Source organism: Mycobacterium sp. 1165178.9, from assembly GCF_001673555.1.
Lineage (GTDB): Bacteria > Actinomycetota > Actinomycetes > Mycobacteriales > Mycobacteriaceae > Mycobacterium.
Genome location: NZ_LZMB01000100.1, coordinates 1 through 15,712, shown reverse-complemented (window position 1 = coordinate 15,712; position 15,712 = coordinate 1). Strand labels below are relative to the sequence as shown.

The 15,712-nt window shown below is 65.6% G+C and carries 15 protein-coding genes and 1 pseudogene; 9 read left to right on the top strand and 7 right to left on the bottom strand.

The genetic code is table 11. The annotated features are described in order from the left end of the window. The 6 genes and pseudogenes from A5652_RS04975 to A5652_RS04950 all read left to right on the top strand — a co-directional run bounded on the left by A5652_RS04975 (window position 1) and on the right by A5652_RS04950 (window position 7,864). Window positions 1-1,245 (top strand): cytochrome P450, encoded by a 1,245-nt coding sequence (locus A5652_RS04975; RefSeq protein WP_067347224.1) that lies wholly within the window; start codon window positions 1-3, stop codon window positions 1,243-1,245. Window positions 1,246-1,292: 47 nt separating this feature from the next. Continuing rightward, the gene (locus A5652_RS04970; protein WP_067347223.1) at window positions 1,293-2,459 is read left to right on the top strand and encodes an amidohydrolase family protein; all 1,167 of its coding nucleotides are present in this window, start codon (window positions 1,293-1,295) and stop codon (window positions 2,457-2,459) included. Continuing rightward, window positions 2,459-3,703: a Xaa-Pro peptidase family protein gene (locus A5652_RS04965; protein ID WP_067347221.1), complete on the top strand. Its 1,245-nt coding sequence runs from the start codon at window positions 2,459-2,461 to the stop codon at window positions 3,701-3,703. The genes A5652_RS04970 and A5652_RS04965 overlap by 1 nt, the downstream gene beginning before the upstream one ends. Beyond that, complete coding sequence (locus A5652_RS04960; protein ID WP_067347219.1) at window positions 3,693-4,820, top strand: Xaa-Pro peptidase family protein; 1,128 nt, start codon at window positions 3,693-3,695, stop codon at window positions 4,818-4,820. Before A5652_RS04965 ends, A5652_RS04960 begins: the two co-directional genes overlap by 11 nt. A gap of 2 nt (window positions 4,821-4,822) precedes the next feature. Then, a complete protein-coding gene (locus A5652_RS04955; RefSeq protein WP_067347217.1) occupies window positions 4,823-7,270 on the top strand; it encodes a CaiB/BaiF CoA-transferase family protein in 2,448 nt (815 codons plus the stop codon). Between the two features lie 6 nt (window positions 7,271-7,276). Further along, window positions 7,277-7,864, top strand: a pseudogene (locus tag A5652_RS04950) (SDR family NAD(P)-dependent oxidoreductase). Here A5652_RS04950 and A5652_RS04945 read toward each other — a convergent pair. Further along, entirely contained in the window at window positions 7,861-8,700 is an 840-nt protein-coding gene (locus A5652_RS04945) for an SDR family NAD(P)-dependent oxidoreductase (RefSeq protein WP_067347215.1), read from the bottom strand. The pseudogene A5652_RS04950 and the gene A5652_RS04945 sit on opposite strands and share 4 nt — an antisense overlap. A gap of 85 nt (window positions 8,701-8,785) precedes the next feature. Between A5652_RS04945 and A5652_RS04940 the strand changes: the two genes are divergently transcribed. After that, window positions 8,786-9,277, top strand: coding sequence for a MarR family winged helix-turn-helix transcriptional regulator (locus A5652_RS04940; protein ID WP_067347213.1), 492 nt, complete (start codon window positions 8,786-8,788; stop codon window positions 9,275-9,277). Between the two features lie 20 nt (window positions 9,278-9,297). Continuing rightward, a complete protein-coding gene (locus tag A5652_RS04935; protein ID WP_067347211.1) occupies window positions 9,298-9,714 on the top strand; it encodes a DUF5313 domain-containing protein in 417 nt (138 codons plus the stop codon). A 3-nt stretch (window positions 9,715-9,717) separates the two neighbouring features. Here A5652_RS04935 and A5652_RS04930 read toward each other — a convergent pair whose 3' ends face one another. After that, window positions 9,718-10,566 carry a mycofactocin-coupled SDR family oxidoreductase gene (locus A5652_RS04930; RefSeq protein WP_067347209.1) on the bottom strand — a complete coding sequence of 283 codons (849 nt, stop codon included), beginning with the start codon at window positions 10,564-10,566 and terminating at the stop codon, window positions 9,718-9,720. Window positions 10,567-10,802: 236 nt separating this feature from the next. Continuing rightward, complete coding sequence (locus A5652_RS04925) at window positions 10,803-11,453, bottom strand: TetR/AcrR family transcriptional regulator (protein ID WP_067347206.1); 651 nt, start codon at window positions 11,451-11,453, stop codon at window positions 10,803-10,805. Between the two features lie 242 nt (window positions 11,454-11,695). On the opposite strand from A5652_RS04925, the gene A5652_RS04920 reads away from it, so the two are divergent. After that, entirely contained in the window at window positions 11,696-12,883 is a 1,188-nt protein-coding gene (locus A5652_RS04920; RefSeq protein WP_067347272.1) for an acyl-CoA dehydrogenase family protein, read from the top strand. A gap of 8 nt (window positions 12,884-12,891) precedes the next feature. Here the strand turns inward: A5652_RS04920 and A5652_RS04915 are convergent, their stop codons facing one another. From A5652_RS04915 to A5652_RS04900, 4 genes are all read right to left on the bottom strand, one after another. Beyond that, window positions 12,892-13,161 carry a DUF4190 domain-containing protein gene (locus tag A5652_RS04915; RefSeq protein WP_067347204.1) on the bottom strand — a complete coding sequence of 90 codons (270 nt, stop codon included), beginning with the start codon at window positions 13,159-13,161 and terminating at the stop codon, window positions 12,892-12,894. Between the two features lie 144 nt (window positions 13,162-13,305). Beyond that, the gene (locus A5652_RS04910; RefSeq protein WP_067347202.1) at window positions 13,306-14,136 is read right to left on the bottom strand and encodes an acyl-CoA dehydrogenase family protein; all 831 of its coding nucleotides are present in this window, start codon (window positions 14,134-14,136) and stop codon (window positions 13,306-13,308) included. A gap of 3 nt (window positions 14,137-14,139) precedes the next feature. Beyond that, window positions 14,140-15,237: an acyl-CoA dehydrogenase family protein gene (locus tag A5652_RS04905; protein ID WP_067347200.1), complete on the bottom strand. Its 1,098-nt coding sequence runs from the start codon at window positions 15,235-15,237 to the stop codon at window positions 14,140-14,142. Window positions 15,238-15,255: 18 nt separating this feature from the next. Next, the coding region (locus A5652_RS04900; RefSeq protein WP_232001087.1) for a nuclear transport factor 2 family protein at window positions 15,256-15,712 on the bottom strand (457 nt) is incomplete at its 5' end.

Below are 15,712 nucleotides of genomic sequence, written 5' to 3'. Positions count from 1 at the left end.
ATGTCAGACACACTGACGAGCACTGCGACAGCGCAGACCTCCGATATCCCGGACTACCCGATGCCCAGGGAGCCGCGCTGCCCGTTCGCGCCTCCACCCGACGTCATGGCATTGGCGGAAGCCAGGCCGTTGTCCCGGGTGCGGATCTGGGATGGCAGCACACCGTGGCTGATCACCGGCTACGAGCAAGTGCGCGAGCTGTTTTCGGATTCCCGGGTCAGCGTCGACGACCGGCAGCCCGGATTCCCGCACTGGAATGAAGGCATGCTGTCCACGGTGCACAAGCGCCCGCGTTCGGTCTTCACCGCCGACGGTGAGGAGCACACCCGATTCCGGCGCATGCTGTCGAAGCCGTTCACATTCAAGCGTGTCGAGAACCTGCGCCCGACCATCCAGCGGATCACCGACGAACACATCGACGCGATACTTGCCGGGCCACAACCCGCCGACATCGTCACCGCATTGGCGCTGCCGGTGCCCTCGCTGGTGATCAGCCAGCTGCTGGGCGTTCCCTACGACGACGCCGACATGTTCCAGCACCACGCCAACGTCGGCCTCGCGCGTTACGCGACCGGTGCAGACACCGTCAAAGGCGCGATGAATCTGAACAAATACCTCGCCCAGCTAGTCGAGGCCAAGATGGAGAATCCGGCCGAGGACGCGGTGTCCGACCTCGCCGAGCGGGTCAAGGCCGGCGAACTCAGCGTGAAAGAAGCCGCCCAGCTGGGCACCGGCCTGCTGATCGCCGGGCATGAGACCACCTCCAACATGATCGGGCTCGGTGTGCTCGCCCTGTTGGAAAACCCCGACCAGCTCGCCGTAATCCGCGATGCCCAAGATCCGAAGGTCGTCGCGAGTGCGGTGGAAGAGCTGCTGCGTTATCTCAGCATCATTCAAAACGGCCAGCGTCGCGTCGCGCTGGACGACATCCACATCGCCGGCGAGACGATCCGTGCCGGAGAGGGCATCATCATCGATCTCGCCCCGGCCAACTGGGATCCGGACGCGTTCGCCGAACCGGACCGGCTCTACCTGCATCGCTCGGGCGCCGACCGCAACGTTGCGTTCGGCTACGGCCGGCATCAGTGCGTGGGACAGCAGCTGGCCCGCGCGGAACTGCAGATCGTGTTCCACACGTTGGCCCGGCGCATCCCCACGCTGCAACTTGCCATTCCGATCGAGGAAGTTCCGTTCAAAGACGACCGACTCGCCTACGGTGTCTACGAACTGCCGGTGACCTGGTAGCCCAGCTCGCTACTCATCAAAATTCGGATCCAAATGGAGGGTCAACGATGACGACTCAAACAAGTACGCTTTATCCGCCCGGAGGTTATGGCGCTCCAAAGGATCGGCGTGGCCATGCCGCGGGCAGCGATGTCGGCTTGCCGCAGGGGACCGTCGTGTTCTCGGCGGACAACCACATCTCGTTGGCGGATGACATCTTCTATCAACGCTTTCCAGACGACCTGAAGGACAAGGCGCCGCGGATCTGGTACGAGGACGGTGCCTACCAAGTCGGCCGCAAAGGACAGTCCTTCCTGCCGGGCGACTTCAGCGCCGTGCTGATGCAGTACGACGATCTGCCCGGTGCCGCGAGCACCAACATCGAAGCCCGGATCCAGGAGCTGCACGACGACGGCGTCGAGAAGGAATTGGCGTTCCCCAACGCGGTGCTGGCGCTGTTTCACTACCCGGACAAACAGCTTCGCGAGCTCGCCTTCCGCATCTACAACGAATACATCGCCGAGCTGCAGGAGCGTTCCAACGGCCACTTCTACGGTGCCGGCCTGATCAACTGGTGGGACCGGCAGGGCACCCGCAAGACTCTGGAAGAGCTGAAGGCGTTGGGGCTCAAGACCTTCTTGATGCCGCTGAATCCCGGGAAGGGCGACGACGGCAACCCGATCGACTACTCCAGCACGTCTATGCGGCCGGTGTGGGACGAGATCGAGGCCGCCGGTCTTCCCGTAACGCACCATATCGGGGAAACCCCGCCGAAAAGCCCAACCGAGTTCAACAGCGTCGTGGTGGGCATGATGATCAACATCGACGGATTCCGGGAGACGTTCTCCAAGTATATCTTTGGCGGCATCCTCGACGACCACCCCGGGTTGCGGATCGGCTGGTTCGAGGGCGGCATCTCCTGGGTGCCGTGGGCGTTGCAGGACGCCGAGCACCTGGTTGCCTCCTACCAGCACATGTTCAACCGGCCGCTGCAACACGACGTGCGCCACTACTGGGACACCCACATGAGCGCGTCGTTCATGGTCGACCCGCTGGGCCTGAAGCTGATCGACCAAATCGGGGTGGAAAAGGTGATGTGGTCCAGTGACTATCCGCACAACGAAAGCACTTACGGCTATTCCGAGAAATCGCTGAAATCCGTCGTCGACGCGGTGGGTCCCGAGGATGCGGTGAAGATCGTCAGCGGCAACATCACGAAGTTCCTGGGCCTGTAGTGACGACGTTCGCGCGATCGGACACCAACACCGGTGACGGATTGGTGATTCCCGAAACAGCCGACCTGGCTCGCCTGCGCCGCCAGACAGGGGCCCGGCTGCGTTCGGCGATGACCGAGCGGGGTGTCGACGCGATGATCCTGCTGGGCAACAACGCCGTGGTCTATGCCACCGGCGCCAGCTGGCCACTCGGCGACGCCGGATTGTCCTACGTCGAACGGCCGGTGGCCGTGGTGCTCGCCGGCGACGAATGGCCGCACCTGTTCCTGCCCTTTCGGGAGGGCGCCTCGCAGGAAGCGGACTTGCCCGCCGATCACCTGCACGGACCCGTCTACCTCGAATTCGATGAAGGCGTCGAGCATTTCGCGCGTCAGCTGGGCGATCTCATTCCGGCCCGAGCGGTCGTGGCGGTCGACGAGTTCACCGGCGCCATGTCGCGCGCCACCAAGCTCCTGTTCCCGGGAGGCGCACCCGTTGATGCCGCGGCCATCGTCAGCGCCGCCAAGTCGGTGAAAACGCCGGACGAATTGTCTTGCATGCGCACCGCAATCCGGATCACCGACGAGGCGATGGTCGAGGTGCAGAAACGCCTGGCACCCGGCATCCGCCAGATCGATTTGTCGGCAAGCTTTTTGCGCCGCGCCTTCGAACTGGGCGCTACGGCCAGCATGCTCGAGCCGATCTGGCAGGTGATGCCGCCGAGCAAGGCCGAGGGCGTGTGGACCACGCACGGCGATTTGGCGCTGCCGCTCCTGACCACCGAGCGCGAACTGGCCGAAGGCGATGTGCTGTGGACCGACGTCAGCATCACGTATCAGGGCTACTGCTCCGACTTCGGGCGCACCTGGATCGTCGGCCGGGATCCGTCCCCGCGCCAGCAGGCGCAATTCGACAAATGGTTCGAGATCATGAGCGCGGTTCTCGGCGTCGCCAAGGCGGGTGCCACCGCGGCGGATCTGGGCCGGGCCGCCATCAAGGCCAACGGCGGGACCAAGCCGTGGCTGCCGCACTTTTACCTCGGCCACGGGATCGGCGTCAACGCCGCCGAAATGCCGATGATCGGAACCGATCTCGGGCAGGAGTTCGACGAGAAGTTCGTCCTGCAATCCGGGATGGTGCTGGTTCTCGAGCCCGTCGTATGGGAGGACGGCACCGGAGGCTACCGCAGCGAAGAGGTCCTGGTGATCACCGAGGAAGGCTGGATCCGTTTGACCGACTACCCCTATGACCCTTATGGCAACTGAAGTGCTGCCCGACGAGCGCACGCTGCGCTCCGGGCGCCGCCAGCGGGCGCTGGCCCAGATGGCGGCACACGATCTCGACGTACTGGTCCTCGGTCGGCAAGCCAATGTCCGCTACGTCACCGGGGCTCCGCAACTGTGGGTGGCCGGCACCCGGCCGTTCGGCCCGACCTGCGTGCTGGTGCGCGAGACCGGCGCCGTGCACCTCCTCAGCACCTGGGACGAGGGCGTCCCCGAAGACATTCCCCACGAGAACCTCTACGGCATCTCCTGGAACCCGATGAACACAATGGCGGCCCTGCAGCGCATCGACGGCGCGGCGACCGCACGACGCGTCGGAACCGACGCGCTATCCCCAGTTTTCGCGCAACTCCTGCCGACCGCGTTCCCCAACGCGCAGCTGGTCGACGGCGAGCTGGCCATGCGGGCCGCGCGGCGCATCAAGACGGACGAAGAGGTCGCTGCGCTGCGGGACTCCGTCGCGGTAGCCGAGTCGGCGCTCGCGGCGGCGGTTTTTGAACTGCGGCCAGGGATTACCGAGCAGGCGCTGGCCGGTGTCCTGTTAGAGGCATCCGCGGCCGGCGGTGTCAGCACGCCGTCGAATCAAGATGTCGCATGGGTGACATCGCGCAAGCACCCATGGCAGCGCGCTCGCGGCGACGGTAGCATCCAGGACGGCGATCTGGTGGCGTTCTCCGCGGGGGTGCTTGCTGGAGGCTACGTCGGCGAAGTGGGCCGAACCTGGCCCGCCGACAACCGGCGTGCGCCCAGCGGTGCGGCAGCACTACACAAGCGTTGGGAACGCCTATGGGACAAGCTGATCGCCGCTTGTCGTCCCGGCACGGGTGCCGATGAACTGCTCGCCGCCTATCAGGCCGCGGGTGAGCCCGAACCACCGATGCCGGTGGCACGCGGCCTCGGCATGGGGTTCGACCCACCCGTCGTTTCCAGACACTTGCCTACCACCGCTGCCCGGGAATGCCTGGAGCCGGGAATGGTGCTGGCCGTGACGGGCTACGTGTGGGAAGACGAGGTCGGCGCGGTATTCGGGCGAGAAGCGGTCCTGATCACCGCGGACGGCGCCGAAGTGCTTACCGCGAGCCCGTTCTGGCAGCCCTAGCCATGCCCGAGCCCTCGGAGCCGGCGCGACACCGCGTCGGAGCGCCGCTGAGCGGCTACACCGTCGTCGACCTGTCCACCGGGATAGCCGGCGCCTACTGCACCAAGTTGCTCGCCGACGCGGGCGCCGACGTCGTGAAAGTCGAAGCGCCAGAGGGTGATCCGCTGCGCAGGTGGTCGGCCTCGGGCGCTGGGATCCCGGCCGGCGGTGATGGTGCCTTGTTCAGCTTCCTGGCCGGGGCAAAGCACAGCGTCGTGGCCGACCCTACCAGCGACGACGACACCGATCTGGTGAACCGGCTACTGGCGTCCGCCGACGCGGTGGTGTGGTCGGCCGGCTCGAAAGTGGCAGAGCAACCGGTCTTCACGCCGCACGCCATTCACGGCCGCCACCGACACCTCACCGTCACCTCGATCACCGCGTTCGGGCTGGAAGGCCCCTGGCGAGACCGCCCGGCGACCGAGTTCACCCTGCAGGCGTGGTCGGGAGGGATCGTCGGGCTCGGTCGCGGCGAGCAAGAGCGTGCGCCCGTCTTCGTCGGCGGTCAGGCCGGTGAGTACCTGGTCGGCGTCTACGCAAGCGCGGCCACGTTGGCGTCGCGCTGGCGCCGAATCGACGGTGGCGCAGGCGAGCTGCTGGACCTCTCGATGCTGGAGACCCAGATTCTGTGCCTCACCTATTACCCGGTCTCCTACTTCGAGCTGCTCGGCCGGCCGTGGCGAGACATGCGACGGCCGACGATTCCGGGAGTGGCTCGGGCCAAGGATGGCCTGGTGGATCTCGGCTGCGGGACCGCGCAGCAATGGTTCGACCTGTGCGCGATGGTGGGTCATCCAGAGTGGATCGACGAGGAGTCGCCCCTGTCGATCACCGAGCAGGCCAACATCCATGCCGACGAGATCTTTTCCTGGCTGGCCGGCACCCCGGTCGACGAAATTCGGGAACTGGCCTCGGCATTTCGTATTCCCAACGCGCCGGTCGCCAACGGCGCCAACGTCACGTCGCTCGATCACTTCGTGGAGCGCGACTCATTTGTGCGTAATCCGCGCGACGGATTCCAGCAGCCGAGTCACCCGTATCGGATGCGGCCCGCGCAGCTGCGCCCGCCGCAGCCCGCACCGCGACTGGGGGAGCACACCGGGTACTACCGCGCCGCGGCCCTTCCGGCGCGATCGGCGCCGACTGATGTGACGAAAGCGCTTCCCCTGAGCGGACTTCGGGTCTTGGACATGACCACCTTTTGGGCGGGACCCTGCTGTACCCATGCTTTGGCCTTACTCGGTGCCGAGGTCATCCACGTCGAATCCACCCGCCGCCCCGATGGCGCACGGATGATCGCCGGCATCCCCATCACCGAGGACCAGTGGTGGGAGAAGTCGCCGATCTTCGAGGCCCTCAACACGAACAAGAAGGGACTGACCCTCGACCTGCAGAGTCCGCGCGGTCGCGAATTGCTGCGTGAACTCATCGCGACGTGCGATGTGATCGTGGAGAATTTCACGCCGCGAGTGCTGGATCAGATCGGGTTGGATTTCGCCGCCGTTCAATCGATTCGGCCGGACACGGTGCTGGCGCGGATGCCAGGGTTCGGCCTCGAAGGCCCGTGGCGCGACAACCCGGCATTCGCCTACGTCATCGAAGCAGCGTCCGGCGTGAGTTGGCTCACCGGCTACCCGGATCGCACGCCGTATGACCCCTATTCGATCGGTGACGCATGCGCCGGTGTGCACGCGCTCAACGCGATACTGCTCGCGCTCGAGCACCGGCGCCGCACTGGCGAAGGCGTGTTCGTCGAAGCGGCGATGGTCGATGCCGCGCTGAGCATCTCTGCCGAGCAGGTCATCGAGTACTCGGCATACGGGGCACTGCTGCAGCGCGCCGGCAACAGGGGCCCGACCGCCGCGCCGCAGAACCTCTACCTCAGCGCCGACATCGACGAATTCGGCCGGCTCGATTGCTGGGTCGCCATCGCGGTGGCCACCGACGACCAGTGGGACAGTTTGTGCCTGGCCCTCGGATCACCGTCCTGGGCAACCGATCCCGGGCTTTCGACTGAAGCCGGCCGGCGCAAGCACCAAGATTCCATCGATGCGCAACTCGCCGCCTGGTGCGGGCACCGCAGCCGCGACGAGATCATCAAGACCCTGTGGGACGCCGGCGTTCCGGCGGCAAAAGTCATGCAACCACACCGTCAGACTGAGCTGGAACAGTTGGCGTTTCGGGATTTCTTCGAGGAGGTCGACCATCCGGTCAACGGTCCGGCCAGGCTCAGCACCATGCCGCTGAGGTTCTCAGCCGGGCCCCACAAGTTCCACACCGAGCATGCGCCGCTGCTTGGGCAGCACAACCACGAACTGCTGTCCGGGCTGGGCTTGTCCGACTCGGACATCGCCCGCCTGGAATCCGACGGCGTGATCGGCCGAGCACCGGCCATGCACGCGAGGAGCTGATCGACTGTGGCGATCGACCCGTCGAACATACTGCTCACCGACCGGGTCGCGGTGGTGACCGGCGGGGGAGCGGGCATCGGGCGCGGCATCGCCGCCGGGATGGCTGCCTTCGGCGCCAAAGTCGCCCTCTGGTAGCGCGACCCGCAGACCTGCTCGCGGGTTGCCGAATCCGTTGGCGCCCTGCGGATTGTCACCGATGTCCGGGACAGCGAGCAGATCGACGCCGCCGTGCAGCGGACCACCGCCAAGCTCGGCACGCCCACAATTCTGGTCAACAATGTGGGCGGTGTGTTCCCCGCGGCGCTGGAACTGGCATTTTATGGCATTCGGGTCAACGCGATAGCACCCGACATCACCCTCACCGAAGGCCTGGCCGCGTTCAACAGCGACGCCGCAACCAGCGACATGGGCAACATCGTCCCGCTCGGGCGTCCCGGCCGTGTCGACGAAATAGCCGGCACCGCAGTATTTCTGGCTTCCGACATGTCGGTCTATCTCACCGGGCAGACGTTACACGTCGACGCGGCACCCACGCCGCCAGCGGTTGGTACCACGACCCGCACCGGGGCCTACCGGCTGGGCCCGTCCGGTTAGTGTTTCCACCCCTCGGCGGCCTGGTCGTCGAAGGTGCGATCGATGCGCTCAAACCTGCGTCTGACCGACGCCCGGGCCGCCTCGTGCGGCAGGATGTACAGGCGGTTGGCCAGGATCGCGTCGGCGGTTAGCCGCGCGACGCCCTCGACCGACACCGTGTCATCCTGCGTCGGCGGGAGCTGTCCGAACCCACTCGTCAGGTCGGGCGCTGACGCCAGCCCGTCGTCCGCGCCGCGAATTCGTTCCGAGTTCGCGACCAGCCCGGTCTCGATGACCATCGGGCAGAGCACCGAGACGCCGATGCCGTTGTCCTTGACTTCCCGGGCCAGCGTTTCGGCCAGCCCGACGACCCCATACTTGGCAACGCCGTACGCCCCGAGACCGGCGTTGGGCACCAGTCCGGCGAACGAAGCGGTGAAGGCGACGTGGCCGCCCCGGCCCTGCTCGATCAACTTCGGCACGAACGCCTCGACCGCATGGATCGAACCCCACAGATCGATGTCGATCACCCAGCGCCAGTCCTCGTGGGTCATTGCCGCGAGCGGACCCGCCACAACGATCCCGGCATTACTGAACACGACATCGACCTGACCCAGCAGCCGAAAGGACTCTTCCGCCAGGTGAGCCATCTGATCGAGGTGCCGCACGTCGCACTTCACCCCGTGCGCGTCGAACCCCTCGCCTTTGAGGTGCACCACCGCCCGTTCCAACGCGGTCTCATCGACGTCGGCCAGCACCAGGCGGGCGCCGCGGCGGGCGAATTCGGTGGCGGTGGCCAAACCGATGCCGCTTGCACCGCCGGTGATGACTGCGCCGCGTCCCTGGAAATCGTCCATAGAATCGGAGCGTATTACTCGCGCCGGAAACGGTGTGACAGACATCATGTAGATAGCACCCTAACTATTAGGGCACCATACAAGTATGGCTGCTCCCGCTGCGCGCGACATCGATCCGCTAGCCCTCGACCACCAGGTGTGTTTTGCGCTGGCGACGACCAACCGGGCGGTCTTGGCGGTGTATCGGCCGCTCTTGGAGCCACTCGGCCTCACCCATCCGCAATATCTGGTGATGCTGGCACTGTGGGATCACCGAAAGACCCCCGACGCGGACCAGTTCCCGTTGTCGGTCAAGAAGATCGCCGCCGCGTTGCAGATGGATTCCGCCACGCTGTCGCCCATGCTCAAGCGCTTGGAAGGGCAAGGACTGATCACCCGCGCCAAGAACGCGGCCGACGAGCGCACCACCGACGTGATGCTCACGCAGCGCGGAATCGCCTTGCGGGAGCGAGCACTTGAGATTCCGCCCGCCGTCGTGGCATGCCTGGGGGTCGAGCTGTCCGAACTCGAGAACCTACGCCAGGTCCTCACCCGCATCAACGGAGCCGCCGTGGCGGCCGGCGCATTGCAACCCTGACATCACCCCGAGGAGCCACCATGACCGACGCGAAACCCAACCTATGGCAGCGGATCGGCTATTCCTATGGCCGGCGACTGCCCGACTCGATGCGCACCTGGGTGGCACAAGACCTGGCCGGCGAGGGAGCCATCCGCCGGCACATGATCAGGTGGGCCATCCCGCCCCTATTCGTCCTCGCTCCATTCTGGCTGCTGCCCGCCTCGCTCTACGTGCACACGGAGATGACCGCGCCGCTCTACATCTGGGCGCTCCTGATAACCCTTGCCCTGAACAAGGTCTGGCGCCGGCACCGGCTGGCCGTCCACGGTTTGGACCCGAATCTGGTCGATGTGGTCGCCCGCCGCAAGCAGGCACGGATGCACGAGGACTACATCGCTCGCTACGGGCCGCGACCCGAATCGGCCGATTGGCAGTCGAACAGCAGCCCGTTCTAGCGGCTACTTCAGGCAGCTGCCCGCGTCGATGGGCAGGGTCACGCCGGTGACGTAGCGAGACTCGTCGGAGGCGAAGAACAGCACCGCGTTGCTGATGTCGATCGGGTCGACCCAAGGAATCGGCAGCGTGTGGAACATCTGGCAGATCGGCGCCATGTCGTCGGGGCCGGGGCTCTCCAGGTCGGGGCGGAACATCTTCCAGGTGCCCTCGTTCATGATCATCGGGGTGCTCACGTGCGTGGGATGCACGGAGTTGACGCGAATCATGTGCTGCCCCAACTCGACTCCGAAGGCACGCATCAGACCGACCACGCCGTGCTTGGCCGCTACATAGTGACCGGTGTGCGGATAGGCCTTGAGCCCGCCGACCGAGCTGGTCAGGATGATGGAACCACCTCGACCGCCGGACAGGATGTGCGGCACACCGGCTTTCACGCTCTTCCACACCCCGGACAGGTTGACGTCAATCATTTCTGTCCAGTCTTCTTCGCTAGTCTTGTCCAAAGTCTCGCCGCCGTTACCGATTCCGGCGTTGGCCACTATGATGTCGAGCCGGCCGAGCTGCTCGACACCGTTGTCCACCGCCGCCTTGAGCGCGTCGAAGTCACGCACATCGACTTCGGCTGTGAAGATCCTGCGGTTGTGCCCCTTGACCAGATCGGCGGTTTCGGCGAGGTCTTCGGGTGTCGATGCCGGGATCGCGGTGTCCACCACGCCCTCGCGGATCGGCTTGCAGATGTCGACGGCGATGATGTCGGCGCCCTCCTCGGCCAACCGCACCGCATGGCTGCGGCCCTGACCGCGTGCCGCTCCGGTGACGAAAGCGACTTTGCCCTCAACACGTCCGGTCATGGCTACCTCAACTCCTGACTTTCGATCGGCACGCCTCGGCGGGCAACGAACACGTTCTGCAGGACCGCGGGTCTTGCCGCCTTGAACTCTGTCATTGAGCCGTCACGGGTGTCAACGACGAATCCGTTTCGGCTATTTATGGTTCTAGATATTAGAGAATCTCATTCTCACCGGCAAATGGGGTGCGCTATTTGCTCCATCTCGCGCGAGGGAGGGGCTCGCCGTGCTCGGGTGTGCTACGCGACGAATCCGCGTGAGCAGAAGTCCCAGACCTCATCTGCCGTGATGGGGTGCATCGTCGCGTCATCGGGGCCGCCACTTGATTGAGCGATGAACATGACGGTTTGCATGGTCATGGCGGCCACCCGCTTGGGATTGATGGTGTTGCGCAACTTTCCAGCGTCGTGCGCCGCGTCCATCAGCTCCGTCAGCAACGCGAGCAGCGGTGCATGGGCGACCTTGACCTCGGCCGGATGCGTGACCAGCAACCTGGGGGCAAAGTCGGTGAACAGCGGACGCTTGGCCGTTGGATCAGGGCGCGATGCCTCGTACAGCAACTGAATGGCGACTTGCAGCCGTTCCAACGGATCGGATTGACTCTCGGTGGCCGCGCGGATCTGGTCGGCCGATCGGCTGAGGGCATCCTCGAAGAGCGCCAGTAGCAGCTCGTGTTTGCCGTCAAACTGCAGGTAGAAGCTGCGCAACGACTGACGGGAGCGGTCCACGACCTCCTGCACGGTAAAGTCCGTGCTGCCCTTTTCGATGATGATGGCCTGGGCCGCGTCGAGGAAGCGCTGAACACGCTGTGCGGCGCGCAGTTTCGCCGTCTTGATGGACCGCTCGACGGCACGCTGCTTCCAGGCCGGCTCTTCGCTTGGATTGGTCACGGCTGGCTCAGGTGATTGCCGCGAGGGGAGAACATGGTTGGACTCTACCGGAGAACGCCGTGACATCGCTGCGCTCGACCCCCTCACGGATCACGTGTCGGAGATTGTAACTTTCTTACGACGAGAATACTATTCTCTTAGACGTGTGTATGGAAGCTTAATCGCAAGAGCGAACCGCGTCGTCGGCGGAAACCTGGATCTACCGACGTTGCTGCGTGCTCATGACCATCCCGGGAAGTGTTGTGCAGCTGACCTTTGACGCCGAGGTGGAGGCGTTCCGAGCCGAATTCGTGGCTTTCCTCGACGCACATCTGCCTTCCGAGACCGAGGCGTTCGTGCGGCCCAAATCGAGTTCGGACATCCCGGAGTGGGCGCGCCGGTGGCAGCGCTTGTTGTTCGACAGCGGGTGGCTACAGCCCGGCAATCCCCCGGAGTTCGGCGGACGCAACGCCACCCTGTTGCAGCAATACGTGTACCACGAAGAATTATCCCGGCGGCGGATCTATCAAAGCTTCAATCCGCAGGGTGTGGGCATCATCGCGGCGTCACTGCTGTCATTCGGCACGCCCGAACAAAAGCAGCGCTGGGCGGTGCCGATCCTGCGGGCGGAGATCACCGCGTCACTGGGGATGAGCGAACCCGGCGCGGGCTCGGATCTCGCCTCGCTGAAGACGCGCGCGATGCGCTCGTCCGATTCAGAGGGCGACCATTTCGTCGTCAACGGGCAGAAGGTGTGGACATCTGGCGCGCATCACGCCGATGTGTTGCTGACATTCGTGCGCACCGATCCGGATGCGCCAAAACACAGAGGCATCAGCGCTTTACTGATTCCGACCGATACCCCCGGTGTTGTTTGCCGCCCATTCGCCTCGGTGGGCGACATCGACGACGTCGACTTCAACGAGGTCTTCTTCACCGACGCACGGGTGCCGGCCGAGAACTTGGTGGGCGAACTCAACACGGGCTGGCGCGTCGCGACCGGTTCGCTGGGCCACGAGCGCGCGATGCTATGGCTCGATTACGCGGACATGCTGCACGCGTTGACGGTCGAGTCCAGGCCCTCGGGCCCGGTGCAGCGGGATCATTACGCGACGCTGGTGATGGACTTCTATGCGATGCGGCTGCTGGGGTCGGCGACGCTGGCCAAAGCCGCTCGCGGCGAAGAGGACGTCCCCGGCCAGTCGGTGCTCAAGCTGCTCGGCTCGGAGGCAATGCAACGCGCCAGCGAGGACGCGCTGACCGCCAGGGACGGCGACGGCCTGGCGTTGCGTGCGGTCACGGCCCCATTCGCACCGCTCAACCTGGATAGCCACTACGGCAGCTGGTTCGACCGGTACACCCGCACCTTCGCCGCGACCATCGCTGGCGGTACATCGGAAATCCAGCGCAACATCATCGCGGAACGCGTACTGGGGTTGCCGCGCAATTGATCGGCGCCTCAACGGTTTCGGGAGTCCAGCTGGGCGTAGTAGCCGATGGCGACGAGACCAGCCACTATCGCGATCGTCCCCAAAACCATGCCGGCCATGGCGGTTCGGGGATTGTTCGCCTCGCCGCGGGCAACCCTTCGCCGGGCGATGTCGCCCGTCACCACCGCCGCGATGCCGAAGGGCACTCCGAGCAGCAACCAGCAGGTGACGAGGCCGACCAGGCCCAGCAGTACCGAGGCGACGCCGAACTGGTTCTGTGGTGCTTGCGCGTGACTCATGCGTCCCACCTCCCAGGGCTACGGCCGGGGCCGACGTCAGCGCTGACCGAACCACTAAGTGACTCCGGGAAACGCTAACGAACTATCGTCCCCGCGAAGCATCTCATGCTCGGCGCACTGTGCTTGGTTGCGGGGTCCTACCCGTTACAGCTGTGCCAGCCGCGGCGCAGAACCGGCCGCCACCAACGCTTTTCCGGCTGCGCGTGTCAGTTCCCGAGAGCTGCCCAGCAGTCCTTCGAGAATCAGCGACCGCTTGATGTGGTGGTGCAGAGGATGCTCGGCGGTAAAGCCGATCCCCCCGAGTACCTGCTGGCAGTGGCGTGCGGAGGTCAGCGCGGCCTGACCGGCCGCGGCCTTGGCCAGCAGGGAAGACAGTCCCTGCGGGTCATCGCATTCCGTCGCGGCCTGCAGTGTGGCCTCGGCGCCCTCGATCGCGACCAGCGTCTCGGCCAGCCGGTGCCGGATAGCCTGGAACGAGCTGATGTGGCGGCCGAATTGCACGCGGTCCACGGCGTGTTGACGAGCCAGTGACAGCATGGCGCGGCTGGTGCCGACCAGCCACCACCCCACGGCTCGCCAACCCGCATGCAACGCGGCCGACGGCAAGGGATCCTCTTGCGGCACAGGGTGTATCGGCAGCAACTCGTCGATCGCCGAGTCGGGGTGGTCGCGGCGTTCCCACAGCACCCAGGAGCCGCCGGCGAACGGCAGCGGCAGCGTGCCTCCGGGCGCGTCGCCGGCCGCGCACAGCACCACGTCGTTCAGCACGGGTGCGTGCGCGCCGGTCTCACCGAGCAGCTTGAACACCAGAGGGATTGCGGTATCGGGCATTTCGTGGAGCATGTCGCGCCAGCCCAGGTCGGCCAGCGCCACATCAAGCTTGGCTCCCGAGGCGGCGCTCATCGTCGTCCGCAGCGACTCTGCCAGCAGGCGCAGCGATTCCGGGTCTGACTCGGTATCCGCCGAAGGGGCCACGGTTCACTCCTTCCCGAGATCGAGCAGCCGGCGGGCGATGATATTGCGCTGGATCTCGGCGGTGCCGCCGTAGATCGTCGCCGCGCGCGAGTACAGGTACTCCGAACGCCACGGCGTGTCTTCGAGCTCGAGCGTGCCCGGCAACACATCGCGGACGGTGTCGTAGAGTCGCTGCTCCGCGGAGGCGAGCAGCACCTTGTCGATGGAGGTGTCGGGCCCCAGCCGGGCCCCGTCGCGCATCCGGTGCTGAGTCGCGCGCGACCGGCAGCGCAACGTGTGCAGCGCCAGATAAGCGCCGCCGAGCGCGGATTCGTCGGGCTCACCGGCTTCGGCTGCCGTGGTGATCAGGTCGTCGAAACGCGAATAGAGGTAGGCGATCCGCTGCCAGAAGCAGGCGGAACGCTCATAGGGCAGCAGGTCCATGGCCAGTCGCCAGCCGTCCCCGGGCTTGCCCAGCATCCGGCTTGCCGGAATCACCACGTCGTCGTAGTACACCTCGCAGAATTCGTCGACGCCGTGCATCGTCCGCAGCGGGCGAATGGTGATCCCGGGAGTGTCGAGATCGACGAAGAACGCGGTGATTCCGTCGTGCCCGGGCGCGGTGCGGGTAAGCAGGACGCACCGGGTGGAGAACTGCGCGAAGCTGGTCCATACCTTTTGGCCGTTGACGATCCAGTTGTCGCCGTCCTGGACCGCGCGTGTCGTCAGCGATGCCAGATCACTGCCCGACCCTGGCTCGGAAAAGCCTTGGCACCATTGCTCTTCGCCGCTCAGCAGGCGGGGAACCATCTCCTTGGCGAGCTCGGCCGGCGCGTAATCGATCATGGTGGGCGCGAGCACTTCGAGCATCGAATAGGGTCCGGGTTCGGCGAGGCGCCGGCCCACCACCTCTTCGCCGACGATCGCGCGCAGCACCGCGGGACCGCCCAATCCACCCACCTCGACCGGCCAGCCGAACCGCATCCAATCGGCGTCGTAGAGCGCACGGCTGACCCGGGCGAACTGCCGCATGTGCCCCTGCAGCGAGTGGTCGGGCCCGGGGGTCAGATCGTTGTCGTCGAGCCACGCGCGCAGGTCGGCCCTGAACTGCTCGACATTCACTTCGATTGCTCGGCTCCTTTACGTCGCTGCCTGCGCCGCAGAGTCACCGGCGGGACGCCCGATGGCGTGCGGGCGTCCGGAGTCGTGCACGCCGCTGCGGCGGATGAAGGTCATGGCGCGGGTCTTCAGTCGCCACCCGTCGGCGGTGCGCACATAGGTGTCACGGTAGTAGCCGATCCGCATGTCGTGGGTGGCGTGATCGATGAAGCACAGCGGCTGGGTGCCACTGGCCGCGTCCCCGTCGAGGTCGAGCACCGCGGTTCCGGTGAGGAACAAGCCCTTTGGGGCCGCGGCCACCAATTCCGGGAATCGGCTCAGGCTGTAGGTCTCACCGAAGGCGCTGTAAGTGCCGTCGGGGGTGAAGACGGCGACGAGGCCTTCGATGTCCTCCTGGGTGATGGTGACCGCGTAGCGCCCGAGCAGCTGCTGAATCTCGACGAGATCGTCAGTTCGGGTTGGGCCGCTCTTAGACTGA